Source organism: Cedecea sp. AS113 (genome assembly GCF_037152415.1).
In the GTDB taxonomy this organism is placed as follows: Bacteria; Pseudomonadota; Gammaproteobacteria; order Enterobacterales; family Enterobacteriaceae; genus Cedecea.
This window is the reverse complement of the sequence record NZ_JBBCMI010000002.1, coordinates 349,965-376,521: the sequence shown is the minus strand read 5'-3', so window position 1 is coordinate 376,521 and position 26,557 is coordinate 349,965. Positions and strand designations below refer to the sequence as shown.

Here is a 26,557-nt window from a genome sequence, read left to right as displayed (position 1 = left end):
GCGAAAGCCGGCTTGATGCTGTTCAAAATATCGTCGGGTCGATATCCAGACCGTACATGATAAAGGAAAAATAATATCCAAAATAAGACTCAGCCGTCTCCATGAAGGCACGGTGTATTTCGAGCTTGCCCTCACTGTCTTCACTGAATAATCCGGCCATAATGCCGCAATTAACAATGCGTCTCAGATGCATTCTCGAGACAAAAAGATCTTTGGACGTTTTATTATAATTAGGCTTCAGCCACCAGCGGCCATCATCATCCTGTTTTGCCCTCAGGTATATTCTCAACATAATGATATGCCCGGCATCTTTGTCAACAAACATGGCGCTGTTGGGGACCAGTCGACTTAAAATGACTTCGTCAAAAAGAAGGTTGGCGCTGCGCCGGAAAAAATTCGCAAATGTGTTTTCATCCTCCAGAGCGTGAAACGACAGAGCATTTTCCGGTAGCAAAAATTTCAATGAAGGGATGGATATTTGCATATAGCTGCGGGTTTCATTGAGACCCTTTACGCTCGGGGAATACAACAGAACCCGGCGGTCATCCTCACTTTTTTCAAGCGTCATTCTGCCGGTGATGCGCAGGAGCGTGACCAGAGAATTCACTGTGTTCAGGCTGGTCAACCCCATTTTTACGCAAAACTCTTTGATGTCTGCGAGCACCGCCTGGCGGTCACCGTAGTGAAAACAGAGCAGGGCCAGAACCACATGAAAGCGCGAGCTTTGCAGAATGGTTTTATAAAAAAGAGGTTGTTTTTTATAGGTGATTAACAGGTGATCATAATGATGCTGTATGGCTTCTCGAAAACGAGGATGTTTTTTAACTTGTTGGCTGTATTTATCGATGGTGTCTTGAAGTTTGTGTCGTGTCATATTGTTTTTTCTCGGTATTCAGCTATGGCGCAAATGCTCCATAAAACGACTGCTAAAGGCAGAGATAAAATGCACGTTATACGTGATTTTTATTTAGTGATTGCAAGTTGATATCGTTTTTGAGTATATCACTGTTTATTTTAAAGTTAAAAATATGATTCTGTTTTTTCTTGTTTTTAATTTTTATTAACCAAAAATGCTTATCGTTCTCATTTTTTTGATTTTGAAATTATGTGGAAATAATATCTCCGGGCAGAGGAAAGCAGTGTGAGGTCATGTACAAAAAACATGCAGCGAGCGTTACGCCTGGATTGCTGTCTTTTCCGTCAGGTTTGCAGCCGATGTAGCAGTTAAAGTTGCGGCGACTTCGGTAAAATGATTAAGGATTATGCCAACGAAGTACTCACTTTTGTTTCTGCTTCATCTTTAATTTTCTATTTTTTTTTCGGGCTTAAAATGCTCTCCGTTCAGAGCGGGGGATAATACCTTAATTAAGATTTTGTTCATGGTGCTTCTCGCTATTTTATTATAATGTCCTATGCCTTGTTTATGATATGGATATTGCTATGACTATTTGTAAAAGCATTGATCAATTTTTATTTGAACGAAAAAAGAGAAATTTAAGCATTGATTTTAATCCTGCTGATGCAAAGCCAGTTGCTTATTATAAAGCGATTGAAATAGGTGAGAAAAAGAATGGGAAAGCTACCCGACTCCGTCTGGGATACGTCAGTGATTATTTGGGTACAGGAGAGCCGGGTCTTATGGTGCATGGTTCTCAAAGCGGTAAGTTATACATCATGGGGGATGGACCTGATCCTGTTTATCAGACATTTACACCGGAAGATCTTCACCGTTATCTTATTTTTCGCCATTCACTTGATCTCTCGAGAGATAAAAGACCGCTACATCTTTTAAGCTGTTATTCTGGCGAGGCAAAAGAAAATTCTGAAGAGCTTAGCGTGGCGCAGAGGTTAGCTAATGTATTGCAGAGAAGAATATATGTATATGGTGGATATGAACGTTTATCTTATAAATCGGAATATCAAGGGATTTTAGGTCTTTTAAATAATCAGGGGGCTATTTTTAAGGAGCGAAATCCTTTTGATAATAATCCGAGATTACCCCTTGTCGGGAAATTGATTACTCCAGCTTCACCCTTTAACTCGTTAAGAAATCGGTGATTTTTAGCCAGCGGCGAACAACATCGAAATAACTAAAGGGCAGGGCTTGCCCTTTACATAGCGTTGTGAAAAGAAAACGGCGATTATTATATTTGCTACAAAAACAGGCTTCGGCAGGCGTCAGAAAAGCAAGATACAAAGTCTTTCTATACCCATCTTTCATGTGATATCGTAAGTTACATGATATTTAAGAGGTCATTTGACCTTTTATCCATGATGGTGATGTTTAGCCGCAGTGCATCGCCGGAGGTGAAGTGATGAACGACACAAATGATATCTTTAACTCGGAATTTTCCCGCCAGTACGATGCCAGCAGCGAACGTCTGAAAGACATCTCTAACAACCTACACGCCTTGCTGTCATTGCTTCTCAGGGATCTTCCAACTGAGGCGAAAGTGCTTTGCGTGGGCGTAGGGACCGGCACCGAAATCGTCCGGCTGGCAAAACAGCATCCTGACTGGCATTTTACCGGGGTCGATCCTTCCCCCGATATGCTGGCCGTCTGTGCAGAAAAGCTTGAACGGGAGGGGCTGAGTGGCCGCTGTGAGCTGATTGTAGGCCAGGTCAAAGACGTCCCGGAACAGGATAAATTTGATGCTGCGCTGTGCTTACTGGTGGCGCATTTTATTCAACATCCGCAGCGGGGCGGGATCTATCAGCACATCGGCGACAGGCTAAAACCCGTGGGACAGCTGATTGCCGCAGAAATAGCGGGAGATATGGCGGATCCCGATTTTGACGGGCAATTAAGAAACTGGGTTGCGCTGCAGCAGGCCTATACCCAACGCCAGCGCGATATTGCTGAGGTAAAAGCTGAGCTCAACCAGCGGTTGCTCTTGTTGCCGCCTCGCCAGACCGAAGCTCTGCTGCGCGAAGCCGGGTTCGCCAGCGTAACACCGTTCTTCCAGTCGCTGCTGATTCACGGCTGGCAGGCGGTAAAATCTTCAGGCGGGCGGGGGTAGCATGCAGCTAAACAGCGAATGGATCGTTTGGTTTTAATCCGTGGAGTGTTCTCATGTCTTTCTTTAAAACAAAAAAGACTCAGTCCTTACGCTGCAACAATTGAAAGAAAATCTGCTTATTAATTTTGAAACTGAAACTGAAAATCCCGTCACTTACTATAAATCCTTTGAGATTTATCACGCGAAATAAAAAGATTTTTGGCATTTAGGGTATGTCAGTGATTTATGAAAAACGGGTGGTCCCGGTATTTTTGTTCACGGTTTTCCGGAGGGCCCAATCATCTTTTTCGATTTGAATAGCAGGCAAAAATTTGTTTGCTATCGCCAGCAAAGTTTTATCAACATCCTGTCATTAATTACTTCATTGACTTATCAAAGAATAAGCGCACTTTACATCTGGTTTGCTGTTTTTTTGATGCTGTAGAAGAAAGCTCAGAGGAGCTAAGTATTGTGCAGAAATTGGCGAGTGCCTTACATGCAAAAATATTATCATATGGTGATTATGAGCAAGTCCATTATTACGGTGATCATCAAGAATTGGATGAGATGATAAATGACATGGGTGATATTTCAATTTGTAAGTTAAATAAAGTTAAGAGATTCATGTGAAAATTAGTCACTTCGTATTCTTATTGAACATGAAAAAAATAGGGTGTGAGAGATATTAATTAGTCAGTGTTTTTCAGTGTGCATGTTTTGCTGCATTAATTATAGGTTTATGGTGAAGAGTATGCCATATCTTAGCATTGTCAGCATTGTCAGCATTGTCAGCATTGTCAGCATTGTCAGCATTGTCAGCATTGTCAGCATTGTCAGCATGTGGCTTGTGAAGTGCTGTGTTTACCACATTAAAAATACTTGTCGTGCGAAGAAATATTTTCTATTAATTTTAGTTCTAAGTTACTTGAACTACACTCATCTGGATAAATAAAACTCTGCCAATAGCGACTCATCAACGACTGGCAGGTATTCAACTCTGATTAATTTGCATCTTAATTAAAACTCTGCAAATAGACTCTGATGTTATTTTATAATAATCTCCATCGGCATCGTTTCGGATAAAATAACTGGAGTATTACCATGAGTTTTTTTTAAAAAAAGAGTTCGCCCCGGCCTCTGTCGTTGCAGGAGTTGAAACATAATCTGCAGATAAATTTTGAGCCGGAAAATGCAAGGCCATGGACTCACTATAAAACTTTTGCTATGGAAAAAATCTATTTAACTAAGATATCAGAACAGTTTATATGGAAATGTGGATACGTTAGTGACTTTATGGGGACGGGGGAGCCAGGGATTATGATTCATGGTTCTCCTTGTGGTAGCCTGGTAATTCCTGATGAAAACATCGGTAAAAATCAAGAGGCATCGTATTACACTCCCAGGGAATTTTATCATTACCTTATCCGCAGGTACTCACTTGACTTATATCAAGATAAAAGGCCTTTACATTTAGTGGCTTGTTATTCAGGCGCGGCAATGAAAAATTCAGGGGAACTGAGTATAGCGCAAAAGTTAGCTAATATAACGCAACGAAAAATATGGGCGTACGGAGGGCATTCTCCAGTGCTTTGCCATTGGAGTGGTGTGGTTGGCTCATTAAATAATAATTATTTTGGTGTTAGGGGGTATCCTTTTCCGCATAGGATTAAGCCTAAGCTAATTGAACCCTCTCCGCCGGTGTATATGAATAGAAACAATTCCATTACCCACTGCTAATTGACGGCTGCAGGCAATCAGGACTTAGTCTTAAATAAACGGCGCGCTGTAATAGTGCGCCGCAAACCCTTTATTTAGTGGTCGTTTCCTCTGATTTCACAAGCGTCGGCGTTTCGTTAAAGAAATTCCACGGCTTCAGCAGGGCATGTACCCACTCGGTCGGCATGATGGGCCACTCTTCGGCGCGGGCGATATGCGTGGTGCCGGTGGTTAGCCAGACCACATTATCCGTGTTCTCAAGTGACTGATTGTCTTTGCTGTAAGCCCCTAAACCGGTGTCGTGCGCAGAGCGGTTCGGGTATTTCCCTTCGGAATAGCGCTCATCCGGGTTGTAGCGGGTCACCCACAGCTGCTTATCCATAAAGCTCAGGCGATGATAAATCCACTCGTCCGGGGCAAACTTCGCGCCGGTGGCGACCGGGTGAGTCCCGCCCGCGTAGGGGATCAGCTGGTAGGACACCGGGTTGCCCATGCGGTTTTCTTTGTTCGGATTGCTCAGCAGGCGGACAGTGCCAGGATCAAATTTCTGCGCGGCGTCCTGCTCGTTTTTGATCGCGTATTCATTGGTTTGCATGGTGCTGGTGCGTGGGCCACCGCTGGTGTTTGTCTTCACCACCGGGTCAATCGCGGTCAGGCTGTTGTTTTCGCCATCCACGTCCAGGTCCAGACGGAAGTTGTAGATGTGCTGATGCGTTGTGCCGACAATATTATGGTCGATCAGCGTCCCGTACCGGGTATCTTCTTTGGCGGTGGCATCATGCATGGTTTTGGCCTTCACGCCTTTGACCGCCTCAATGCCGGTCGCGCCTGCATCAATGCCAATGGTGCCGTTCTGATGGAAGACCCAGTCAAAGATGTAGTCGTAGTTGCCGACGGTGCTTATCCAGCGGATCACCAGCTCACGGCGTTCGCTGCTAACGTTCGGCTGGCCCATTTCCTGATGTTTGTATTCCGGCCCGGCGTAACGCTCGAAAATAGCGATAGCTCGAGGAATGGTGGTGGGTTTACCGGTGTAATCGGCCAGGGTTTCGTCCAGCAGAACCGCGTTCGCCGGCGCATCTTTGCCGCGCACGATAGGGGACGTGAGCGTGCCCATGCCGTAATCCCCGGCGTCCAGATACGCTTTAAAATACCAGCCGATGTCCGGGTCGCCATACGGCACAATCATCCCGCCGAGCGACCCTTCATACATGATCTTCCGTTTAGTGCCGTTGTCGTTGTAGGTCACGGTGGAAATCATCGGGCCAACGCGGGAATTCAGGCGCAGGTGCAAATCCCAGTTTTGCCAGTGAATCGTGTCGCCGGTAATGGTGTAGTTTTTTCCTTCCGGCTCAATGATATCCAGCGGTTTGAGGTTGGCAGCCTGCCGGTCGCGGCCATCATAAGGGCGGGGCGTCATCGGCACAGGAATGACCGGGCCTTCCTCAATTTTGATGATTTTTTTCTGCTCGAGATCCACCACCGCGACCAGGTTTTCAATCGGATGCGCCCAGTAGTTGCCGTCGCCGACGTCAAGGTAGCTCACCACTTTCAGCAGGCGCTGATCCTGCTTCAGGCCGTCTTTACCGTCGAAATAGCCGACCGTCAGCGGCGTTGTGACGACCTTCGACGGATCGCTGATACCGCGTTTTTTCACCGCTTCCGCGAATTCTTTGCTGTTGTTGATGATTGACTGCACGCTGGCAAAATCGTCCAGCAGCACCATGCCCTGTGCGCCTTCGATAGGCTTCCAGCTCTTAACTATCCCGGCGGCCAGATCGACCGTGGCTTCAATAATATGGCGGCCACCCAGCATGATGACGTCCGCCTCGCGTGGTTGGCTGACGCTGGTGCCGTCCATCACAAACTTCCAGACTTGTTCTTTAGGCGGCTCGCGTAGTGAGATTTCGGTAAAGCGAATAGTCGGCTTGTAGTTAGCCGCGTCTTTGATTATCTCCACCGTTTTATTAATTTCGTCGGCGCTCAGAGAGTTCAGCGGGTGCGGCTTTTTCTCGACGGCAAAGGTTTGATCCAGCCCGGACTGGAAGACTTCATTGATAAACCCTTCGGAGATAAACGCCGTTTTGCCTTTAAAGATCACCGGCACTTCAAGCTTCAGCGTTTTGCCGTTAACGATGGCGGAGGTGGCATTAGGCTTCACCTTCACATAGGCACCGTCTTTCACGAGGGTGAACATCTGCGCGTAATCGTCCCACTGGACGTCGGCGCCAAAATCCGTCAGCGTTTTTTGCATCGGCACCATATGTGCCTCGCCGCCGTGGGCAAAAGCGGGGGCGTTAATCCCCGCCGAAGTCAGGAGCGCAATAGCCAGCGCCAGCGCTTTTTTTCCAGTTTTCATTGTCATCGCTTTCTCACCTTAAAAGTGCGTTGTGTTGTTATGTGCGTGCTGGATAAAGACTGTCGGATTCAACATAACAACTTCCGCCAGGGCTTCCCTTGTGCTCCCTGCCAAGTGTTTTGCTGTGGTTGCCAGAATGTAGGATTGGGAAGGATTGTGACTCCGGGTCGATGAGCGTCGGGCTAAATTCAGCCCTCACCTCAGAGGGAGAAGGAGAAAATAAACGACGGGAAGATTTTTATTCCCTCTCCCATTTAGGGAGAGGGTTAGGGTGAGGGTAAAAACCAAACTCGGTGACGAACTCTTATGAGGCAAAATCACCGTGCAGACGGGCCACCAGCGTCAGGATCGAGTAGCGCGCAACAATCTGCTGATGCTGGTTGGTGACATCCACCGCCCATTCCACCACGCCAACCGGCTTATCTTCCGCCGTCTTCTGCGGCTTGGCGGTTTTGTGTTTGCAGGTCAGGCGCACCTGAATGGTATCGTCGATTTTTACCGGCTCGATAAAGCGCAGATTTTCCATGCCGTAGTTGGCAATCACCGGCCCGACGCCTGGGTCAACAAACAGCCCGGCGGCGGCAGACACCACAAAATAACCGTGCGCCACGCGCTCGCCGAAGAACGACTCCGCCGCGCCAATTTTGTCGGTATGGGCGTAGAACCGGTCGCCGCTCAGGTTGGCGAAGTTGGTGATATCAGCTTCGGTGACGGTGCGGCGGGCAGTCAGAATACTTTCCCCGATGCGCAGCTCCTCAAAATGTTTGCGGAACGGATGCAAGGCGTCCTCGTGAACTTTTGCGCCGTAGTTCCATTGCCCGCTAACGGCGGCCAGCATCGTCGGGCTGCCCTGAATGGCGGTGCGCTGCATATAGTGCTTCACCGCCCGCAGGCCGCCGAGTTCTTCCCCGCCGCCCGCGCGACCTGGGCCGCCGTGCACCAGCATCGGCAGCGGAGAACCGTGCCCGGTGGACTCCACTGCAGACTCCTGGTTCAGCACCTGAATGCGCCCGTGAGCGCGGGCCGCGCCGAGAATAAAGTGACGTGCCGTTTGCTCATCGGCGGTCACCAGCGTCCCCGCCAGGCTGCCCTGACCGGCGCGAGCCAGCGCCATGGCATGTTCCGCATCCCGGTATGGCATCACGGTGGCAACCGGGCCGAAGGCCTCAAGCTCATGCACCGCAGGCGTTTCGTCAGGCTGTTGGCAAAGCAGCAGGGTTGGCGGGAAGAACGCGCCCGGCTGTGCAGTATCGGCCTTGCCGCCCAGCAGGACATCACAGCCGGCGCCAACCAGTTGGTCGACTTTCCGCTGCACGTCATCCCGCTGCGCAAGGCTGACCAGCGCCCCCATGCGCACGCCTTCGAGTGCCGGGTCGCCGGGCTGTATTTTTTCCAGTTTCGCTTTCAGCGCTTCAATCACCGAACCCAGCCGGTTTTGCGACACGATAATCCGGCGAATGGCGGTGCATTTTTGCCCGGCTTTGGCGGTCATCTCGCGCACGACTTCCCGTACGAACAGCGCAAATTCAGGTTGTTCAGGCGTGACATCTTCCGCCAGTACGCAGCAGTTCAGCGAGTCGGCTTCCATGGTGAAGGGAATTGAACGGGCAACGACATTTGAGTGACAACGTAACTTCTGGCCGGTGCTGGCCGAGCCGGTGAACGTCACCACGTCCTGCTCATCCAGGTGCTCAAACAGATCGCCCACGCCGCCGCAGATCAGGCTTATCGCCCCGTCAGGCACCAGCCCTGATTCCACAATCGCTTTCACCATCACCTGAGTTAACTGCGCGCTCGCCGTGCCGGGCTTGATAATCGCGGGCATCCCGGCCAGCCAGGTTGGGGCCAGTTTCTCGAGCATTCCCCAGCAGGGGAAGTTGAAGGCGTTGATGTGCAGCGCTACGCCTGACTTCGAAGTGAGTACGTGGCGGGCCGCGAATCCCCCCTGTTTGGACAGCGGCATCAATTCGTCTTCCGGCCACAGCGTGTCGTCCGGCAGCTCGCGGTTGCCCATTCCGGCGTAGGCAAACAGCGTGCTGATGCCGCCTTCAATGTCTACCCAGCTGTCGGCGCGGGTGGCACCGGTCTGGTAAGAGACCTGGTAAAACGCTTCTTTCTGCGCCAGCAGGTGCTTAGCCACCGCTTTTAACATCGCGGCACGCTGAATAAACGTCATCGCCTGCAGCGCTTTGCCACCTTGCGCAATGGCGAAGCGCTTTGCCGCCGCCATATCCGCCCCTTCGCTGGTCACCTGCCACAGCGGTTCGCCGCTAACGGCATGAAAAATAGTTCTTTCTTTTCCCTGGCCGCTAAACCACGTCCCGGACAGATAGCTGGTTAACTGTTGCATCTCACTCTCCATTACATGCTGCATTTAATCATTACAGTGTTTGTTTTATGAATCATAAAAATCAAGCTGTAATTTAATGAATTGTTAACATTGTGATGGCTTGTGTTTTTTGTTATTGATTTATCACGATGATAAGTCTGGTTTTTACGATATTTAGCGTGATAGGCCTCACAAACGTGCGGTGTAATCTTTGCGATCTTCGTTAACTTATCTGTAACTTTTAACCATAAAGTGATTCGCAATATCGCAGGTTGTTGAGTTAAATTGAATCATAAGGTGATGCCGTGACAGAACAAGAACGCTTTGATGAGCGCATCCAGCAGGAAACCGCCATCGAACCACAGGACTGGATGCCGGAGGCTTACCGCAAAACGCTGATCCGTCAGATAGGCCAGCATGCGCACTCGGAAATCGTTGGCATGCTGCCGGAAGGTAACTGGATAACTCGCGCCCCCAGCCTGCGCCGCAAGGCCATTCTGCTGGCCAAAGTGCAGGATGAAGCCGGGCACGGGTTGTACCTCTACAGCGCTGCGGAAACCCTGGGCTGCGCCCGGGAAGATATCTACCAGAAGATGCTCGACGGCAAGATGAAATACTCCTCCATCTTTAACTACCCGACGCTCAACTGGGCCGACATCGGCGTGATTGGCTGGCTGGTGGACGGGGCAGCCATAGTCAACCAGGTCGCGCTGTGCCGGACCTCGTATGGCCCGTACGCCCGGGCAATGGTGAAAATCTGCAAAGAAGAAAGCTTCCACCAGCGGCAGGGATTTGAAGCCTGCACCGTGCTGGCGAACGGCAGCCCCGAACAGCGCCAGATGCTGCAGGACGCCATTAACCGCTTCTGGTGGCCGGCGCTGATGATGTTCGGACCCAACGACGACAACTCGCCGAACAGCGCCCAAAGCCTCGCCTGGAAAATCAAACGCTTCGGCAATGACGAGCTGCGTCAGCGCTTTGTCGACAATACCGTGCCGCAGGTTGAGCTGCTGGGCATGACCGTGCCGGATCCCGATCTGTATCGCGATGGGGTCACGGGCCATTACCGCTTTGGCGACATCGACTGGCAGGAATTCAACGACGTGGTGGCCGGGCGCGGCTTATGCAACGAAGAGCGCCTCGCCGCCAAGCGCAAAGCCTGGGAAGAGGGGGCATGGGTGCGCGAAGCCGCCCTTGCGTATGCCGAAAAACAACAGGCCCGCACCGCCGCCTGAAGGAGTAAGAGATGAGCAAAATTTACTGGCCGCTGTATGAAGTCTTTATTCGCAATAAAAAAGGGCTGTCCCATCGCCACGTTGGCAGCCTGCACGCCGCCGACGACCAGATGGCGCTGGAAAACGCGCGCGACGCCTACACCCGCCGCAGCGAAGGCTGCTCCATCTGGGTCGTGAAAGCGAGCGAAATCGTCGCCTCCCAGCCGGAAGAGCGCCCGGAGTTTTTCGACCCGGCAGACAGCAAAGTCTACCGCCACCCAACGTTTTACACGCTGCCTGACGGCATCGAGCACATGTGAGGCCGCCAATGACACTCGATCCTGTAGCGACCTACAGCCTGCGCCTCGGCGACACCTGCCTCGTGCTGGCCCAACGCCTGAGCGCCTGGTGCGGCCATGCGCCGGAGCTGGAGATTGATCTGGCGCTGGCCAACATTGGCCTCGACCTGCTCGGCCAGGCGCGCAACTTCCTGACCTACGCCGCCGAGCGCGAAGGCGAGCACCTCGACGAAGACAGGCTGGCCTTTGGGCGCGACGAGCGCGAGTACCGCAATCTGCTGCTGGCGGAACAGCCCAACGGTGATTTCGCCGAAACGCTGGTGCGTCAGTACCTGCTGGACGCGTGGCACGTCTCGCTGTTCAGCCGCCTGGTAGAAAGCAAAGATCCACAGCTGGCGGCCATCGCAGCCAAAGCCATTAAAGAAGTGCGCTATCACCTGCGCTTCAGCCGTGGCTGGCTGGTTCGCCTGGGCCACGGCACTGAGCTTTCGCAGGCGAACACGCAAAGTGCTTTAAACAAACTATGGCGCTTCAGCGGCGAAATGTTCGTTGTCGATGAGCTGGAAACCATGCTGGCGGAGCAGGGCATCGCCGTCGACCCGCGTAGCCTCAAGGCCGAATGGCTGCAAGAAGTGACCGCCGCACTGAGCGATGCCTCGCTGCAGGCCCCGGCAGAGCAGCCATACCGCACCGGCGGTAAGCAAGGCTTACACACCGAACACCTCGGCCCGCTGCTGGCTGAAATGCAGTACCTGCAGCGCGCTTACCCGAACCAGCAGTGGTAAGGAGGAGAGGATGCAAACCGCCACGCTTCAGCCCGCTGCCGTCCGCGACGTCTGGCGTCTGCTGAGTGAAATCAGTGACCCGGAAATCCCGGTGCTGACCATCACCGACCTCGGGATGGTGCGCAGCGTCGAGCACCGCCCGGACGGCTGGCATATCGGTTTTACGCCAACCTATTCCGGCTGCCCGGCCACTGAATTTTTGCTGGCCGCCATCCGGGAAGCCCTGGAAGGCGCAAAGCTGAGTCCGGTGCACATCAGGCAGGTTTTGCATCCCGCCTGGACGACGGACTGGATGTCGCCGGAGGCTAAAACCCGGCTGCGCGAATACGGCATCAGCCCGCCGCAGGGACATGCCTGCCACGCGACGGTCGCCGCCCAGGTGACTTGCCCACGCTGCGGGAGCGAACACACGTCGCTCATCAGTGAATTCGGCTCCACGGCCTGTAAAGCGCTTTACCGCTGCGACAGCTGCCGGGAACCCTTTGATTACTTTAAATGTATTTGAGGATGCCATGACAACGTTTCATTCCCTGAAAGTGGCACGCATCGAACCCGAAACCGCAGAGGCGGTAGCGATTACCTTTGCGGTGCCGGACGCGCTGCGCGGGCAGTACCGCTTTCGTCCAGGGCAGCATTTGACGCTGAAAGCCCGGCTGGGCGGGGAAGAGCTGCGCCGCTGCTACTCTATTTGCCGCTCTGAGGATCCCGGCGAAATCTGCGTGGCGGTAAAAGCCATTGAAGGCGGCCGTTTTTCACAATATGCGGTCAGCGATTTAACCGCCGGGATGTCGCTCGAGGTGATGGTGCCGCAGGGAACGTTTGGCTACCAGCCGGAAGCGGAAACTCGCGGCAACTATCTGGCACTCGCCGTCGGCTCCGGCATCACGCCGATGCTGGCCATTATCGGCGCCACGCTCGCCACCGAGCCAGAAAGCAGCGTGACCCTGGTTTACGGCAACCGCAGCAGCGCCAGCATGATGTTCCGCCAGGCGCTGGCCGACCTGAAAGATCGCTACCCGCAGCGCCTGCAGCTGATTTACCTGTTCAGTCAGGAAAGGTCGGACAGCGACCTGCTCAGCGGCCGGCTGGACGGCGAAAAACTGAAGCAGCTTGGCGACCACCTATTGGACGTCAAAGGCTTTGACCGCACGTTTATCTGCGGCCCGCAAAGCATGATGCAGGCCACCGAAACCGCGCTGAAAGAGATGGGCGTCGCGCCTCAGGATATCTACCTCGAACATTTCAACACGCCGGGCATTGCGCCGGGTGCCCGTTCCCGCGCTCAGGCTGCGGGTAAAACCGTCATCCTGCGCCAGGACGGCGTAGATCGCCAGATTACCCTGACCGCCGGGGACGAAAGCATTCTCGACGCGGCCCTGCGCCAGGGCGCGGATCTGCCGTATGCCTGCAAAGGGGGCGTCTGCGCCACCTGCCGCTGCAAGGTGCTGCAGGGCGAAGTGGAAATGGGCGTCAACTACAGCCTGGAGCCGGATCAGCTGGCCGCAGGCTACGTCCTGAGCTGCCAGGCGCTGCCGAAGGGCGACGACGTGGTGCTCGACTTTGACGCGCAGGGGGTGTGATGAGCGAACTTCTTAGCCAGCAAAACGGCCGGGTGTTAACCCTGACGCTGAACCGCCCGCAGGCGCGGAACGCGCTCAACAACGCGCTGCTGACGTTGATTGCCGAAGCGCTCGAAGCTGCGAAGCAGGACGCCGCCATTGGTGCCGTCGTCATTACCGGCAGCGAACGTTTTTTTGCTGCCGGAGCCGATCTCAAAGAGATGGCCAGCCGGGATATGCCCGCCACGCTCAACGACCCCCGGCCACAGCTTTGGGCTCGTCTCGAGCGTTTCCCTAAACCCCTGATCGCTGCCGTGAACGGCTATGCGCTCGGGGCTGGCTGCGAGCTGGCGCTGCTGAGCGACATCATCGTGGCCGGGGATAATGCGCGCTTCGGCCTGCCGGAAATCACGCTGGGGATTATGCCCGGCGCGGGCGGCACGCAGCGGCTTATTCGTAGCGTAGGCAAAGCGCTGGCTTACCGCATGGTGCTGAGCGGCGAAGCTATCGACGCGGACCGGGCTTTACGTGCCGGGCTGGTCGCCGAAGTGCATCCCGCAGCCCTAACGCTGGAATACGCCCAGAAGCTTGCCGCCGGTATTGCCCGTCATGCGCCGCTGGCGCTGCAGGTCGCCAAAAATGCGCTTCAACAGGCACAGAACACGGGCCTGAGCCAGGGGCTGCTGCAGGAACGCCAGCTGTTTACGCTGCTCGCCGCCACCGAAGATCGTCGGGAAGGCCTCGCCGCTTTCCTGGAAAAACGACCTGCTGAATTCAAAGGACGTTAATCATGAGTTTTATTGTCAGCGATGTGCAAAACGGGGTGATGACCCTGACCCTCAACCGCCCGGAGCGGCTGAACAGCTTCAACGACGAAATGCATCGCCAACTGGCGGAAGTTCTCACCCAGGCAGAGCGGGACGAAACCATCCGTTGCCTGCTAATCACTGGCGCAGGGCGCGGCTTCTGTGCCGGGCAGGATCTCAACGACCGCAACGTTGACCCAAGCGGTGACGCCCCGGACCTCGGTTACTCGGTTGAAACGTTTTATAACCCTCTGCTGCGCCGCCTGGCGAAATTGCCAAAGCCGGTGATTGCGGCGGTTAACGGCGTGGCGGCGGGAGCCGGGGCTACGCTGGCGCTGGGCTGCGACATGGTTATCGCCGCGCGTTCAGCAAAATTTATTATGTCTTTCAGCAAGCTGGGGCTGGTGCCCGACTGCGGCGGCACCTGGTTCTTGCCTCGCCTGACCGGGCGGGCGCGTGCCATGGGGCTGGCGTTACTTGGCGACACGCTAACCGCCGAGCAGGCGCACGACTGGGGCATGATTTGGCAGGTCGTGGACGACGAACAGCTCAGCGATACCGCCCGCCAGCTGGCCCAGCACTTTGCCACCCAGCCGACCTTTGGCCTGGGGCTTATCAAGCAGGCGCTTTACGCCACGGAAACCAACACCCTGGACGCCCAGCTCGACCTGGAGCGCGACTATCAGCGCCTGGCTGGACGCAGCGAAGATTACCGCGAAGGGGTGTCTGCTTTTCTGGCGAAGCGCCCGGCCACCTTTAAGGGGAAATAAGTATGTTAACTCCTGAGGCCGTGATTGCGGTGATTGGCAGCGGCACCATGGGCGCAGGTATTGCCCAGGTGGCCGCCAGCGCGGGTCATCCGGTATGGCTGTACGACATTCAGCCCGGCGCAGCAAAGCGTGCGATAGGCGGCATTGATACCGTACTCAGCGCCCGCGTAGCCAAAGGCAAACTTGACGAGGCGCTCCGTCAGTCAACGCTTGCCCGGCTGCATCCGGCGGAAACGCTGGCTGATTTGGCTCAGGCCGCGCTGGTGATTGAGGCCGCCGCCGAACAAATTGACGTCAAGCAGGCCATCTTCCGCGATTTAGCGGCGGTCTGCGGGGCTGAGACCGTCTTTGCCAGCAATACCTCATCCATTTCTATCACCGCCATCGCCAGCGGCACCAGCCACCCGGCGCGCGTGGTTGGACTGCATTTCTTTAACCCTCCGCCGGTGATGAAACTGGTCGAAGTGGTCAGCGGCCTGGAAACCTCGCCGGAGATTGCCGAGCGGCTTTGCGAGCTGGCTCTGCGTTGGGGAAAACAGCCGGTGCGCTGCCATTCCACGCCGGGCTTTATCGTTAACCGCGTGGCTCGGCCTTTTTATGCTGAAGCCTGGCGCGCGCTGGAGGAGCAGGTTGCCCCGGCGGCGGCTATCGATGCCGCGTTACGCGACGGGGCGGGCTTCCCGATGGGGCCGCTGGCGTTAACGGATCTGATAGGTCAGGACGTCAACTTCGCCGTCACCTGCTCGGTGTTTAACGCCTTTTGGCAGGAGCGTCGTTTCCTGCCTTCTCTCGCCCAGCAGGAACTGGTGCTTGGCAAGCGGCTGGGCAAGAAAACCGGGCAGGGCGTCTACCGCTGGCCGCTTGAGGCGAAACCGGCATATCAGCCTCAAGTGCCTGCCGAACTGGCGGCTAAACAGGTCACGCAGGTCGGCAAAACTCTTGAAATCGACGGCATCGCCGTTGCCATAACCAGCGGTATTACGGCCACCGCCATGTCGGCTGAGCTGAAACGCCCGGTAGTGCTGCGGGACAGACTCGCCGAGTCTTCGCTGGAAGTGTTAGCGCCGTCGGCTTCGGTCACGCCTCAGCAGTTGGCGCAGGTCACCCATTACTTCCAGCAGCAGGGTAAACAGGTGCTGGTGATCGGTGACTACCCCGGCATGCTGGCCTGGCGCACCGTGGCGATGCTCGCCAACGAAGCGCTGGATGCGCTGCAGAAAGGCGTGGCTGCGGAAGACGACATCGATACCGCCATGCAGCTCGGCGTGAACTATCCGCACGGGCCGCTGGCCTGGGGAGCCCGCCTGGGCTGGCAAAACATTCTGACGCTGCTGGAGAATCTGCAGCGCCATTACGGCGAAGAACGCTACCGCCCGACCTCTTTACTGCGCCAGCGCGCGCTGCTGGAGAACCAACATGAGCACTAACGCCTGGGATAACGCCCGCGTGATGTACGCGCGGGACAACTGCGCCAGACAGATGGGCATTGAAGTGGTTGAGATGGGCGACGGTTTTGCGCTGCTCACCATGACCATCACTGAGGCCATGCTTAACGGGCACCAGACCTGCCACGGCGGGCAGTTGTTTACGCTCGCCGACACCGCTTTTGCCTACGCCTGCAACAGCCAGGGGCTGGCGGCGGTGGCCTCCGGCTGCAGCATTGAATTTCTGCGTCCCGGCAAGGCGGGGGACCGGCTTAAAGCGGTGGCTAGGGTGCGCCAGCAGGGGCGGCAGACGGGCGTCTACGACATCGAGATCAGTAATCAGGACGAGAAGACGCTGGCGCTGTTTCGCGGCCGCGCACATCGCATCGGGACGACGGTTTCAGGAGAAAAATTATGAGTCAGGCTTTTATTTGCGATGGGGTACGCACCCCGATTGGCCGCTACGGCGGCGCGCTTGCGTGCGTGCGCGCGGATGACCTGGCCGCGCTGCCGCTAAAAGCGCTATTGGCACGCTATCCCACTCTCGACTGGAGCGCCGTAGACGACGTGATTTTTGGCTGCGCGAACCAGGCCGGGGAGGATAACCGCGACGTGGCACGCATGGCGACGCTGCTGGCCGGTTTACCACAGACTGTGCCGGGCACCACGATCAACCGCCTGTGCGGCTCCGGGCTGGATGCCGTGGGCTTTGCGGCTCGCGCCATCAAAGCCGGTGACGCTCAGCTCATGCTGGCAGGTGGGGTGGAATCCATGTCTCGGGCACCGTTTGTGATGGGCAAAGCCAGCTCGCCGTTCCAGCGTCAGGCCGAGATGTTTGACACCACCCTTGGCTGGCGTTTTGTGAACCCGCTCATGGCAGCGCAATTTGGTACTGACAGCATGCCGGAAACGGCAGAGAATGTAGCGGAATTGTTAAAAATAAGCCGTGAAGACCAGGACCGGTTTGCGTTTCGCAGCCAGCAGCGTACCGCTCTCGCGCAGCAGACAGGCATTCTGGCTGAAGAGATTGTGCCGGTCACGCTAAGCGGTCGCAAAGGCGCGGTGACGGAAGTAAGGGAAGACGAGCACCCGCGTGCGGAAACCACGCTTGAACAGCTGGCGGCGCTAAAAACGCCGTTCCGCGCGAACGGCGTCGTGACGGCGGGCAATGCTTCCGGCGTGAACGACGGGGCGGCAGCGCTGCTTATCGCCAGCGAAGCTGCCGCGCTGCAGCACGGCCTGGCGCCTAAGGCGCGCATAGTCGCGATGGCGACGGCGGGCGTGGAGCCTCGCCTGATGGGGCTGGGGCCGGTGCCTGCGGTACGTAAAGTGCTGGAGATGACCGGATTAAGCATCCACGACATGGATCTGATTGAACTCAATGAAGCCTTCGCCGCGCAGGCGCTCGGCGTGCTTCGCCAACTGGGGCTTCCGGATGATGCCCCGCATGTGAATCCTAACGGCGGCGCGATTGCCCTGGGACACCCGCTGGGGATGAGCGGTGCCAGACTGGCGTTAACGGCCAGCCTGGAGCTGCACCGGCGCGGCGGGCGGTATGCCCTTTGCACCATGTGTATCGGTGTGGGTCAGGGCATTGCCCTGGTCCTTGAGCGTGTGAGCTAGTCAAACCTGCGAGTACCCTAATAATGATAACCTCTGAAACTAAGCTGGAATCGATTGAAACCGCATCGCTGGATGAGCTTCAGGCCCTGCAGACGCAGCGCCTTAAATGGACGCTGAATCACGCCTACAGCAACGTCCCGATGTATAAGCGCAAATTTGACGCCGTGGGCGTGCACCCTGACGATTTTAAAGAGCTGAAAGACATTCGCCTGTTCCCGTGCACCACCAAGCAGGATCTGCGCGATAACTATCCTTTTGACACGTTCGCCGTGCCGATGGAGCAGGTCGTTCGCATTCATGCCTCCTCCGGCACCACGGGCAAACCTACCGTTGTGGGCTACACCCAAAACGACATTGATACCTGGGCTAACCTTGTGGCGCGTTCGCTGCGTGCCGCAGGCGGAACGCCAAAAGATAAAATTCACGTCTCCTACGGCTACGGGTTGTTTACCGGCGGGCTGGGGGCGCACTACGGCGCAGAGCGCCTCGGGGCGACAGTGATCCCGATGTCCGGCGGCCAGACGGAAAAACAGGCGCAGCTGATCCGTGATTTTAAACCGGACATGATCATGGTCACGCCGTCCTGGTGCCTGAACCTGATTGAAGAGCTGGAACGGCAGATGGGCGGCGACGCCAGCGGCTGCTCGCTCCGCGTCGGGGTCTTTGGTGCGGAGCCGTGGACCAAAGCGATGCGGGCGGAAATTGAACGTCGCTTGGGCATTACCGCGCTGGATATCTACGGTCTGTCGGAAGTGATGGGGCCGGGCGTGGCAATGGAATGCCTGGAATCCCGGGATGGCCCGACGATTTGGGAAGACCATTTCTACCCGGAAATCGTTGACCCGCAGAGCGGTGTCCCGCTGGACGACGGCGAGCACGGCGAACTGCTGTTCACCACGCTGACCAAAGAGGCGCTGCCGGTGATCCGCTACCGTACCCGCGATTTAACGCGCCTGCTGCCGGGCAGCGCTCGTACCATGCGCCGAATGGATCAGATAACCGGCCGTTCAGACGATATGCTGATTATCCGGGGCGTGAATGTGTTCCCGTCCCAGTTGGAAGAAGAGATCCTGAAATTCCAGCACCTGGCACCGCATTATCAGCTGGAGGTGCATCGTCGCGGGCACCTGGATACCCTGGCGATCAAGGTGGAACTGAAGGAAAGCAGCCTGTATCTCAGCCACGAACAGCGCTGCGCGGTTTGCCATGAGCTGCGCCACCGCATTAAGTCGATGGTGGGGATTTCAACGGATATCACTATTGTGAACTGCGGCAGCCTGCCGCGTTCAGAAGGAAAAGCTATCCGGGTGTGCGATCTTCGTCAGGCGGCGAATCATTAATCATCCGTGACGGTTTCACTTAAGCGTGCCGGTGGATCATAATTCCCCGGCACGTTTGCCTGCCTGCAATCAGTTAAACGGCTCGCCCAGGGTCAGCATCAGACGGTTGGCCCATGCGAAAAAGGCCGTGGACTGCACCAAATCCAACAACTCAAGCTCGCTTAATCCCAGTTCCCTCAGGGCATGTATCTGTTGCGCATTGGCGCTTGCCGGAGTGGCGGATAATGCCGCCGAAAAGTTAATTTCCGCCTGCCAGCGAGGGGATTGCCCGTCGCTCAGCGTCCCGCCAGGTTCGATGGCCAGTAGACGTTCAATCGCTTCATTATGTTTTGACAGCTGGCTGGCCTTGCGGGCGTGCACGGAGGCGCAGTAAATGCAGCCGTTGATCTTGCTGGCAACCGTGGCGGCAAGTTCGCGCTCGGCGCGGGGCAAACCGCCCGGCGTATAGAAAATGCCTTTATCGGTGAGCGTGCGCTGTTCCAGTACCGGCAGATTGCGGCCCAGCAGGCGGAAATAATCCGAGTCCTGGTGCCCAAAACGTTTCAGGGTTTCCTGCTCTTCCGGGGCGAATTCCGCGTAAGGCAGGGCGGCTATCCAGGGTTCCCAGTTAAGCTCGGCCTGGGTAAACGTCACCGGGGCGGATTTGCCGCTGGCGGTTAACGGCTGGCGGTGCCACTCGCCGGCGGCAGGAATGCGAACCTGTTCGCCGTTTGCCTGTTGGCCGCCAATCAGGCGCAGGCCGCGCAGCAGTCGGCTCTGGAAGGCCACAAAGCCAATAATCTGTGACAGTGTCACCACTTCTTCTTCGCTAAAGCCTGCCTGAATCAGCGTCTGGACGTCCTGCGGGCCTGCCTGCACCGGCTGGAAACTCAGTCTTTCGGCATGATCGAGCCAGGCGCTGAAGCGTTCGCTGGCGGGTTGGCCAGCCAGACGCTGGGCGTAATGGTCCGTGAGCCGGGCATCGTCGTGCCAGTCCGCCACTCGCCTCGCGAGATGCAGCCTTTCTGGCAGGCTCAGGCCACTTGAACTGGCCTCACCGAAAAGCGCCTCATAGCTGCCCTGCGCATGGGCTGTGGCGGCCTCGCGGATTTCCCGCGCTTCCGCAAGCGCGGTGCCGGGAATAACGCCCGCCAGATGATTGAGCAAATCCGAATGACTCATAATGACTCCTTAGACAATGACGAGGTAGAGGTTGGGCGGGCGCTGCTGCGAACCCAGCCGAGCGCCGGAGCAACCTGCTGCGCCAGCAGTTCAATAGACCGCAAAATGTAGGCATGCGGCGGATCGATGGAGTGCACCTGGAACGAAAGGTCGGTCACGCGCTGGAGCGTGCTGTCGCGTGTCAGCGAGGCAATGACCTGCTGCGGCGTCCCCAGGTGAACGTCAAACGAGGCAATATGGCTATCCAGCGTCTCGCCCAATACCGGATGCCCCTGCGCCCGATGCTGCTCTGCCTGCTGGCGCAGCCCTTTGGCCGCGAGCTGCCTTGCCAGCTCGCCGTCGTCGGTGACAAACCCGGTTCTGGAGCCAAGGATGCGAGGCTCAACGCCCTCGGGTAAGGCGTCCAGATAGGCATCGATGATCGGGTTTTGTATCTCATCCAGCGGGGTATCCAGCGCGTCAGCCGGGCGAGGCTGAGTGCGGGAAAGCATCAGCCCGTCGCCCGCTTTTCCTGCCCGCGCGCCGCCGTCAACGGAAAAAGTCGCCTGCCAGATGCGGTTTTTTAGCTGCGGGGAGGCCGGGTAAAGATGGTTATCCGTGCCCGCCAGCGGCTCGTCGTTCAGGGCTGAGCGCAGCAATGAGAGGTTGTCGGCGTAAATTTTGCCCCTTTCCGCGCTTTGTAACCCAAATGCCGGAAAGGAGCCCGGTGTGCCGCCGGAGCCGACGCCAAGTTCAAAGCGCCCGCCGCTCAGCAGATCCAGGACAACCGCGTCTTCGGCCACGCGCAGCGCGGATTCCATCGGCAGGGTAATAATCCCTGTGCCAAGGCGTATGCGTCGGGTATGGGCCGCCACGTGGCTGAGAAACACCAGCGGGGCGGGAAGGCCGCCTTCGGCTTCATGGAAGTGATGCTGCGCCACCCAGGCGGCATCAAAACCGTGCCATTCGGCGTGAATAATTTGTTCCGTTGCCAGCCGGTAGCGTTCGGCTGCCGGGGCATGGTCAAGCAGGCGGGTAAAAAAGCCCAGTCGTTTAATGGTCATGCAACGTCCTTATGGCCAAAGCCAATATCGGGAATAGCGTTCAGCAACTGCCAGGTGTAATCGCTGGCCGGGGCGTTAAATACGTCGGCAATCGGGCCGTTATCCACCAGTTCTCCGGCGCGCAGCACCGAAACGCTGTGGGCCAGCTGGCGCACGGTGGCGAGGTCGTGGGAGATAAACAGGTAAGTCAGGCCGAGCTGCTGCTGCAGGTCGTCAAGCAGGCGCAGAATTTGTGCCTGTACCGTGACATCCAGCGCAGAGGTGGCCTCATCCAGCACCAGAATTTGTGGCTCAAGAATCAGCGCGCGGGCTATAGCCACGCGCTGCCGCTGCCCGCCGGAAAGCTCACGAGGTTTGCGGGTCAACGCCTCCAGCGGGAGCGCCACGCGTTCGGTAATCGCCTCTACTTTGGCGCGCCGCTCGGCCTTCGACAGCTTGCCGAAGTTAAGCAGCGGCTCCTCGATGATACGAAAGAGCGTCTGGCTCGGGTCGAGTGAGGCAAAGGGGTTCTGGTACACCAGCTGAATTTTCTGCCGGAGCTGACGGCGCGCTTCCGGGCTGAGATCGGTGGTGTCGATGCCGTCGATCAGCACTTGCCCGCTGTCCAGCTTCTGGAAGCCAAGCAGAATGCGCGCCAGCGTGGATTTACCTGAGCCTGACTCGCCAACCAGCGCGTGGGTGGTGCCTTTGGCTACGGTAAATGACACGTTGTCCAGAGCCCGGAGCGTCTGGTCACTGCCTTTCCCCAGGGAGAAGTGCTGGCTTAGGTTACGGATTTCGATGGCCGCCGTTTGCGGGGCGCGTGAAGGCCAGGCTCGCAGCGTGCGCGACAGCCCTGGCGCATCGGCAAACAGCTGGCGCGTATAGGGGTTTTTAGGCTGTTGAACGACGTCATTCGTGGGGCCAGCCTCCTGGATTCGCCCGTCGCGGAACACCAGAATGTGGTCGGAACGCTGGGCGGCCAGCGCCAGGTCGTGGGTGACGAATAGCACCGCCGTACCGGACTCGCGCCGCAGAGTATCCAACAAATCAAGAATGCGTTTCTGCACCGTAACGTCCAGCGCGCTGGTCGGCTCATCAGCGATAATCAGCGCGGGTTTCAGGGCGATAGCCATGGCGATCAGCACCCGCTGCTTCATCCCGCCGGAAAGCTGGTGCGGATATTGCCCCGCGCGCTGCGCCGGGTGACTCAAGCCCACTTTTTCTAGCAGGGCCACAACCTGGCTTTCCCGCTCGGCTTTAGGCAACCGCGTGTGAAGTTTCAGTACCTCGGCCACCTGTTCGCCGATGGTTTTTACCGGATTCAGGGAACTGCCCGGATCCTGCGGGATCAGGCTGATGCTGGCTCCGCGCAGGGCATCAAGCTGGCGTTCAGACCAGCGGCTGATGGCTTCCCCGTTGAGCTGAATTTCACCGGATTCAATTACGCCATTGTCGCCCAGCAGCCCAATAATCGACTGGGCGAGGGTGGTTTTCCCTGAGCCGGATTCGCCCACAATCGCCAGCACCTCGCCAGCGTTCAGGCTAAAGGAGGCGTTATGCACCACGCGTTTGTTACCGCCGCGCTGGCGCCAGGCGATGCTGAGGTCGGTGATTTTTAGCAGCGGTGTATTCATGACGATCTCCGGGCAAAAGGGTGGCTAAGACGATTGACGGCAAGCACGACGGCCACGACAATCACGCCGGGGAAGGTGGAAAGCCACCAGGCCGTTGCCAGATAGTTCCTACCTTCGGCAATCAACAGGCCCCATTCCGGCGTCGGCGGCGGCGTGCCATAACCCAGAAAACTCAGCGTAGACAGCGCCAGAATGGCGGAGCCGAACTGCAGCGCGGCAAAGGCCAACACGGAGGTCAAAGCATTCGGCAAAATATGGCGCCACAGCACCTGTAGGAATGTGCCACCGCTGCCGACCGCAGCCTCGACGTAATCGCTGTGGCGAATGCGAACCACTTCTGCACGGGCCAGGCGGGTAAAGTTCGCAATAGACGTCACGCCCACGGCAATAGCGGCGTTCACGGTGCCGAAACCAAGCAGAATAATCACGCTGAGCGACAGCAGCAGACCGGGGATCGCCAGCAGCACATCCACGCCTCGCATGAGCGCGTGTTCCGTTTTGCCGCCGGTTGCCCCGGCCAGGACGCCAAGTGCAGTACCGACCACCAGCCCGAGCGCTACCGCGACCAGCGCGCCGGAGAGCGAATGTGATGCGCCCCAGACGATTCGCGCGTAGAGATCGCGGCCAAGCTGATCGGTGCCCAGCCAGTGTCCGGCCTGAGGTGCAAGACGCTGCGCGCCTGGGACGCCTTCGGTTGGGCTCCACTGAGTGAATAGCGCCGGGAACAGCGCCCAAAGTGCGACAATAATCAGCGTTAACCAGGCTAGCCAAAGACCGGGCTGAACGTGAGCGCGCAGGCCCGAAAAGCGGCTTACCGCACGGCGCGGCAGCGGAGTATTAATATCAACGGTCGTCATGCGGTGACTCCCCGAATAGATTTAAGGCGCGGATCGAGCAGGGGATAAAGCACATCCACCAGCAGATTAATGACCACGAAGCTCAGGGCGGAGATCATCACCACCGCCTGCAGCACGGCGACATCCTGATTATTCACCGCCCGCTGCGTCAGCTGGCCCAGGCCGTTAAGGCCAAAGACGGTTTCGGTGATAAGCGCCCCGGCAATCAGCTCGCCCAGCAGCAAACCGGCCACGGTCAGCACCGGCAACAGGGCGTTGCGGGCCACGTGCCGCCACAGTACCCCGGCGCGGCTGCCGCCTTTTGCCCTGGCAACGGCGACGTACGGCTGGGTCAGCACCTGGTCGATATTTCGCATCAGCAGCTGGGCCAGCGGGGCGCTAATGGGCACCGCAAGCGTGGCGACCGGCAAAATCAGCCCCTGCCAGAAACCGGGATTGATCACCGGAATCAGCCGCCACTGGAAGGAAAACAGCTGAATGAGCGCAATGCCGAGCCAAAACGTCGGGACGGCAATGAACAGCGCCGGAAGGTTGGCAAAGAGCGTTCTCAGCCAGCGAAGCGGGGCCAGCGTAGAGGCCGCTGAAATGCCCACGGCAAGAATAATCGCGGCGGCAAAACCCAGCCCGGCCAGCCGCAGCGTCGAAGGAAGGTTGGCGGCAATCAGCTGGCTGACGGACACTCCAGCCTCGATGGAGTAGCCAAACTCACCGCGCAGCATATGGCCGAGCGTCGTCAAATATTGCTGCCAGAGCGGGGTGCTTTCGCCATAGATCACCCGCATCTCCTGAATTTGCTCGGCGCTCAGGCCGAGATCCGGGTTCTGGAATTTGATCAGGACGGCATCGCCCGGCAAGAGCTGCAGAAGAATGAACGACACGCTATAGGCCGCCCACAGTACCAGCAACGCCTGGGCTATGCGCCCGGCCAGATAACGTGTCATGGTTGCCCCTTAGTGTTTTTCAAGCCAGGCGGCGTAAAACGACGGGCGTCCGACCGCTTCAAACGCCACGCCTTTCAGCCACGGTGCACCGGCAAAGACCTGCGGCTCTTCAAAGATCGGGATGACGTAGGCCTGGTCGATAAGGTAGCGCTGGGCATCGCCCGCCAGCGCCAGGCGCTTCTGCGGATCCACTTCGGAAGAGATCCCCACCAGCAGGGCGTTCAGCTTGTCGTCGGTAAACTGGGAGGCGGCGCTGAGGCCGCCTTTTTGCAGCAGGGCGTCACGGTTGGCCGGATGGAACTGGCTTTTGATCACGTCCGGGTCAGCGCGACCTACTTCGATGACGTTAACCCCGGTTTTATGCGGATCGTTGGTATCCAGCACCCGGCTACCGGCATCCCCGGCGCGCACGCTCAGGCCCACGCCGATTTGCTTCCACTGCTGGGCAACCAGCTGTAGCACTTCTTTATTCTGCGGCTGCGGCAGGGATTCGTAAATGGTCAGCGCCAGCGGCTTGCCGTCTTTCTGGCGAACGCCGTTGCTGCCTTTTTTCCATCCGGCTTCATCAAGCAGTTTATTTGCCAGCGCCGGGTCATATTTCAGCTTGTCGCGCAGGTCAACATAGCCCGCTGCGGTGCTGGCGATCACCGACGTAGCAACCGGATAGTTGGCGGAAAACAGGGTGTCGACAACCTGCTGAGCGTTGGTGCCGTGCAGCAGTGCCTGGCGAACTTTGACGTCAGCGACCAGCGGGTTATCCGGGCGCAGCGCTATGCCGTCGTTCACGCCTCGGGTCGGGGCGGCGTAAAGGGGGAACTTCTGATCGGTGGCCTGTTTTTCGTCATAGGCCTGCACCTGGCGAATAAAGTCCGCCTGGCCCGCCAGCAGCGCGCCGATGCGCACGCTGTCCTCCGGCGTCACCAGAATCTTAATGCCGTCGAGATTAGCTGGCCCTTGCTGCGGGCTGTTTTTCGGCCCCCACTGGTAGTCTTTCCGCGCGACCAGATCGACTTCCCGGCCCAGGGTTTCGTTTTGCACCACGAACGGGCCGGAACCGATGATATTGCGGGCATCGCCCAGTTCGTCAAAGGTGCGCGACAGCGTTTTCAGGGAAACCAGGCCGGAGCCGATGGTTGCCGTGCCCTGTAAAAAGCCCGGCGACGGTTTTTTGAAGAAAAATTTGACGGTCAGCGGGTCAACAACCTCGCTATGGTCGTAGTTGTTGATCACCTCAGATACCGGCAGGCGCAGGGCTTTGTTGCCGAGGCCGTAGGTATCAAAGTTTTTGGCCACGGCATTGGCATCCAGAGGGGTGCCGTCGGAGAAAGTCACGCCAGGGCGCAGCTTGAAGGTGTATTCGGTTTTGTCGGCATTGCTGGTCCAGGATTCGGCGATCCACGGTTCCACTTCCAGCGTTTTGGGGTTTTGCCAGGTCAGTTTGTCGGTAATTTGGTTCAGGATGCCGCCGTTCGGGTAAAAGCCCCCGGCCGGAGGATAAAGGTTAGTGTGAGCCTGTTGTTCCAGGTAGACCAATTCCCCGCCTTTTACCGGGGCGGCGCTGGGGCTGAAAGCAGCAAAGGCTGCTGCTAATGCCAGACCGCGAGCGATCGTATTCTGGCGAGGCGATGATGGCATGGTGTTATCCTTTATTGTCTGATTGTTAGCGGCGCACGCAGCGCCTTGAAACCCATAACAACTCAGGCAATAAAGGATGAG

General features: G+C 56.9%; 23 protein-coding genes. 14 read left to right on the top strand and 9 right to left on the bottom strand.

Annotated features, from left to right (window positions below; genetic code table 11):
* Nucleotides 1-22: 22 nt before the first annotated feature.
* Entirely contained in the window at nucleotides 23-874 is an 852-nt protein-coding gene (locus WFN87_RS03940) for a hypothetical protein (protein ID WP_008461399.1), read from the bottom strand.
* A gap of 566 nt (nucleotides 875-1,440) precedes the next feature.
* On the opposite strand from WFN87_RS03940, the gene WFN87_RS03935 reads away from it, so the two are divergent.
* The 3 genes from WFN87_RS03935 (at nucleotide 1,441) to WFN87_RS03925 (ending at nucleotide 4,736) form a co-directional block, all read left to right on the top strand.
* Nucleotides 1,441-2,058: a hypothetical protein gene (locus tag WFN87_RS03935; protein WP_336981347.1), complete on the top strand. Its 618-nt coding sequence runs from the start codon at nucleotides 1,441-1,443 to the stop codon at nucleotides 2,056-2,058.
* Nucleotides 2,059-2,315: 257 nt separating this feature from the next.
* Nucleotides 2,316-3,020: a class I SAM-dependent methyltransferase gene (locus tag WFN87_RS03930; RefSeq protein ID WP_336981345.1), complete on the top strand. Its 705-nt coding sequence runs from the start codon at nucleotides 2,316-2,318 to the stop codon at nucleotides 3,018-3,020.
* Nucleotides 3,021-4,151: 1,131 nt separating this feature from the next.
* Nucleotides 4,152-4,736, top strand: a complete 585-nt coding sequence (locus tag WFN87_RS03925; RefSeq protein WP_336981343.1) for a hypothetical protein — start codon at nucleotides 4,152-4,154, stop codon at nucleotides 4,734-4,736.
* 70 nt (nucleotides 4,737-4,806) lie between these two features.
* On the opposite strand, the gene tynA is transcribed toward WFN87_RS03925, so the two are convergent.
* Together tynA and paaZ are read right to left on the bottom strand one after the other, a co-directional pair.
* Nucleotides 4,807-7,080: a primary-amine oxidase gene (gene tynA, locus WFN87_RS03920; protein ID WP_336981341.1), complete on the bottom strand. Its 2,274-nt coding sequence runs from the start codon at nucleotides 7,078-7,080 to the stop codon at nucleotides 4,807-4,809.
* Nucleotides 7,081-7,378: 298 nt separating this feature from the next.
* Nucleotides 7,379-9,424 (bottom strand): phenylacetic acid degradation bifunctional protein PaaZ, encoded by a 2,046-nt coding sequence (paaZ, locus tag WFN87_RS03915; RefSeq protein WP_336981339.1) that lies wholly within the window; start codon nucleotides 9,422-9,424, stop codon nucleotides 7,379-7,381.
* Between the two features lie 284 nt (nucleotides 9,425-9,708).
* Between paaZ and paaA the strand changes: the two genes are divergently transcribed.
* Genes paaA through paaK form a run of 11 tightly spaced genes read left to right on the top strand, consistent with a single transcriptional unit; the run spans nucleotide 9,709 to nucleotide 19,223 of the window.
* Nucleotides 9,709-10,638: a 1,2-phenylacetyl-CoA epoxidase subunit PaaA gene (gene paaA, locus WFN87_RS03910; protein ID WP_336981337.1), complete on the top strand. Its 930-nt coding sequence runs from the start codon at nucleotides 9,709-9,711 to the stop codon at nucleotides 10,636-10,638.
* Between the two features lie 11 nt (nucleotides 10,639-10,649).
* Entirely contained in the window at nucleotides 10,650-10,937 is a 288-nt protein-coding gene (paaB, locus tag WFN87_RS03905) for a 1,2-phenylacetyl-CoA epoxidase subunit PaaB (protein ID WP_008461407.1), read from the top strand.
* Nucleotides 10,938-10,945: 8 nt separating this feature from the next.
* The gene (gene paaC / locus WFN87_RS03900) at nucleotides 10,946-11,701 is read left to right on the top strand and encodes a 1,2-phenylacetyl-CoA epoxidase subunit PaaC (RefSeq protein WP_336981335.1); all 756 of its coding nucleotides are present in this window, start codon (nucleotides 10,946-10,948) and stop codon (nucleotides 11,699-11,701) included.
* A gap of 10 nt (nucleotides 11,702-11,711) precedes the next feature.
* The gene (gene paaD, locus WFN87_RS03895) at nucleotides 11,712-12,206 is read left to right on the top strand and encodes a 1,2-phenylacetyl-CoA epoxidase subunit PaaD (protein ID WP_166992188.1); all 495 of its coding nucleotides are present in this window, start codon (nucleotides 11,712-11,714) and stop codon (nucleotides 12,204-12,206) included.
* A gap of 7 nt (nucleotides 12,207-12,213) precedes the next feature.
* On the top strand, nucleotides 12,214-13,281 hold the full coding sequence (gene paaE, locus WFN87_RS03890; RefSeq protein WP_166992191.1) for a 1,2-phenylacetyl-CoA epoxidase subunit PaaE: 1,068 nt from the start codon (nucleotides 12,214-12,216) through the stop codon (nucleotides 13,279-13,281).
* Entirely contained in the window at nucleotides 13,281-14,048 is a 768-nt protein-coding gene (paaF, locus tag WFN87_RS03885; protein ID WP_336981332.1) for a 2,3-dehydroadipyl-CoA hydratase PaaF, read from the top strand. The genes paaE and paaF overlap by 1 nt, the downstream gene beginning before the upstream one ends.
* The gene (gene paaG, locus WFN87_RS03880; protein WP_336981388.1) at nucleotides 14,048-14,836 is read left to right on the top strand and encodes a 2-(1,2-epoxy-1,2-dihydrophenyl)acetyl-CoA isomerase PaaG; all 789 of its coding nucleotides are present in this window, start codon (nucleotides 14,048-14,050) and stop codon (nucleotides 14,834-14,836) included. Before paaF ends, paaG begins: the two co-directional genes overlap by 1 nt.
* 2 nt (nucleotides 14,837-14,838) lie before the next feature.
* Entirely contained in the window at nucleotides 14,839-16,263 is a 1,425-nt protein-coding gene (locus WFN87_RS03875) for a 3-hydroxyacyl-CoA dehydrogenase (RefSeq protein ID WP_336981330.1), read from the top strand.
* Nucleotides 16,253-16,678, top strand: a complete 426-nt coding sequence (gene paaI, locus WFN87_RS03870) for a hydroxyphenylacetyl-CoA thioesterase PaaI (protein ID WP_166992200.1) — start codon at nucleotides 16,253-16,255, stop codon at nucleotides 16,676-16,678. Before WFN87_RS03875 ends, paaI begins: the two co-directional genes overlap by 11 nt.
* Nucleotides 16,675-17,883 (top strand): 3-oxoadipyl-CoA thiolase, encoded by a 1,209-nt coding sequence (pcaF, locus tag WFN87_RS03865; RefSeq protein ID WP_336981328.1) that lies wholly within the window; start codon nucleotides 16,675-16,677, stop codon nucleotides 17,881-17,883. Before paaI ends, pcaF begins: the two co-directional genes overlap by 4 nt.
* A 23-nt stretch (nucleotides 17,884-17,906) precedes the next feature.
* Nucleotides 17,907-19,223, top strand: a complete 1,317-nt coding sequence (gene paaK / locus WFN87_RS03860) for a phenylacetate--CoA ligase PaaK (protein ID WP_166863696.1) — start codon at nucleotides 17,907-17,909, stop codon at nucleotides 19,221-19,223.
* 69 nt (nucleotides 19,224-19,292) lie between these two features.
* Here paaK and WFN87_RS03855 read toward each other — a convergent pair whose 3' ends face one another.
* From WFN87_RS03855 to WFN87_RS03830, 6 genes are read right to left on the bottom strand one after another with little or no spacing between them, the layout of a single operon-like run.
* The gene (locus WFN87_RS03855) at nucleotides 19,293-20,384 is read right to left on the bottom strand and encodes an alkylhydroperoxidase domain protein (RefSeq protein WP_336981325.1); all 1,092 of its coding nucleotides are present in this window, start codon (nucleotides 20,382-20,384) and stop codon (nucleotides 19,293-19,295) included.
* Nucleotides 20,381-21,427 (bottom strand): putative FMN-dependent luciferase-like monooxygenase, encoded by a 1,047-nt coding sequence (locus WFN87_RS03850; RefSeq protein WP_213714456.1) that lies wholly within the window; start codon nucleotides 21,425-21,427, stop codon nucleotides 20,381-20,383. Before WFN87_RS03850 ends, WFN87_RS03855 begins: the two co-directional genes overlap by 4 nt.
* On the bottom strand, nucleotides 21,424-23,043 hold the full coding sequence (locus WFN87_RS03845) for an ABC transporter ATP-binding protein (RefSeq protein WP_336981322.1): 1,620 nt from the start codon (nucleotides 23,041-23,043) through the stop codon (nucleotides 21,424-21,426). Before WFN87_RS03845 ends, WFN87_RS03850 begins: the two co-directional genes overlap by 4 nt.
* Nucleotides 23,040-23,900: an ABC transporter permease gene (locus WFN87_RS03840; protein WP_336981320.1), complete on the bottom strand. Its 861-nt coding sequence runs from the start codon at nucleotides 23,898-23,900 to the stop codon at nucleotides 23,040-23,042. The genes WFN87_RS03845 and WFN87_RS03840 overlap by 4 nt, the downstream gene beginning before the upstream one ends.
* Nucleotides 23,897-24,841, bottom strand: a complete 945-nt coding sequence (locus WFN87_RS03835) for an ABC transporter permease (RefSeq protein WP_008461425.1) — start codon at nucleotides 24,839-24,841, stop codon at nucleotides 23,897-23,899. The genes WFN87_RS03840 and WFN87_RS03835 overlap by 4 nt, the downstream gene beginning before the upstream one ends.
* Nucleotides 24,842-24,850: 9 nt before the next feature.
* Nucleotides 24,851-26,476 carry a TIGR04028 family ABC transporter substrate-binding protein gene (locus WFN87_RS03830; protein WP_166992221.1) on the bottom strand — a complete coding sequence of 542 codons (1,626 nt, stop codon included), beginning with the start codon at nucleotides 26,474-26,476 and terminating at the stop codon, nucleotides 24,851-24,853.
* Nucleotides 26,477-26,557: the final 81 nt, after the last annotated feature.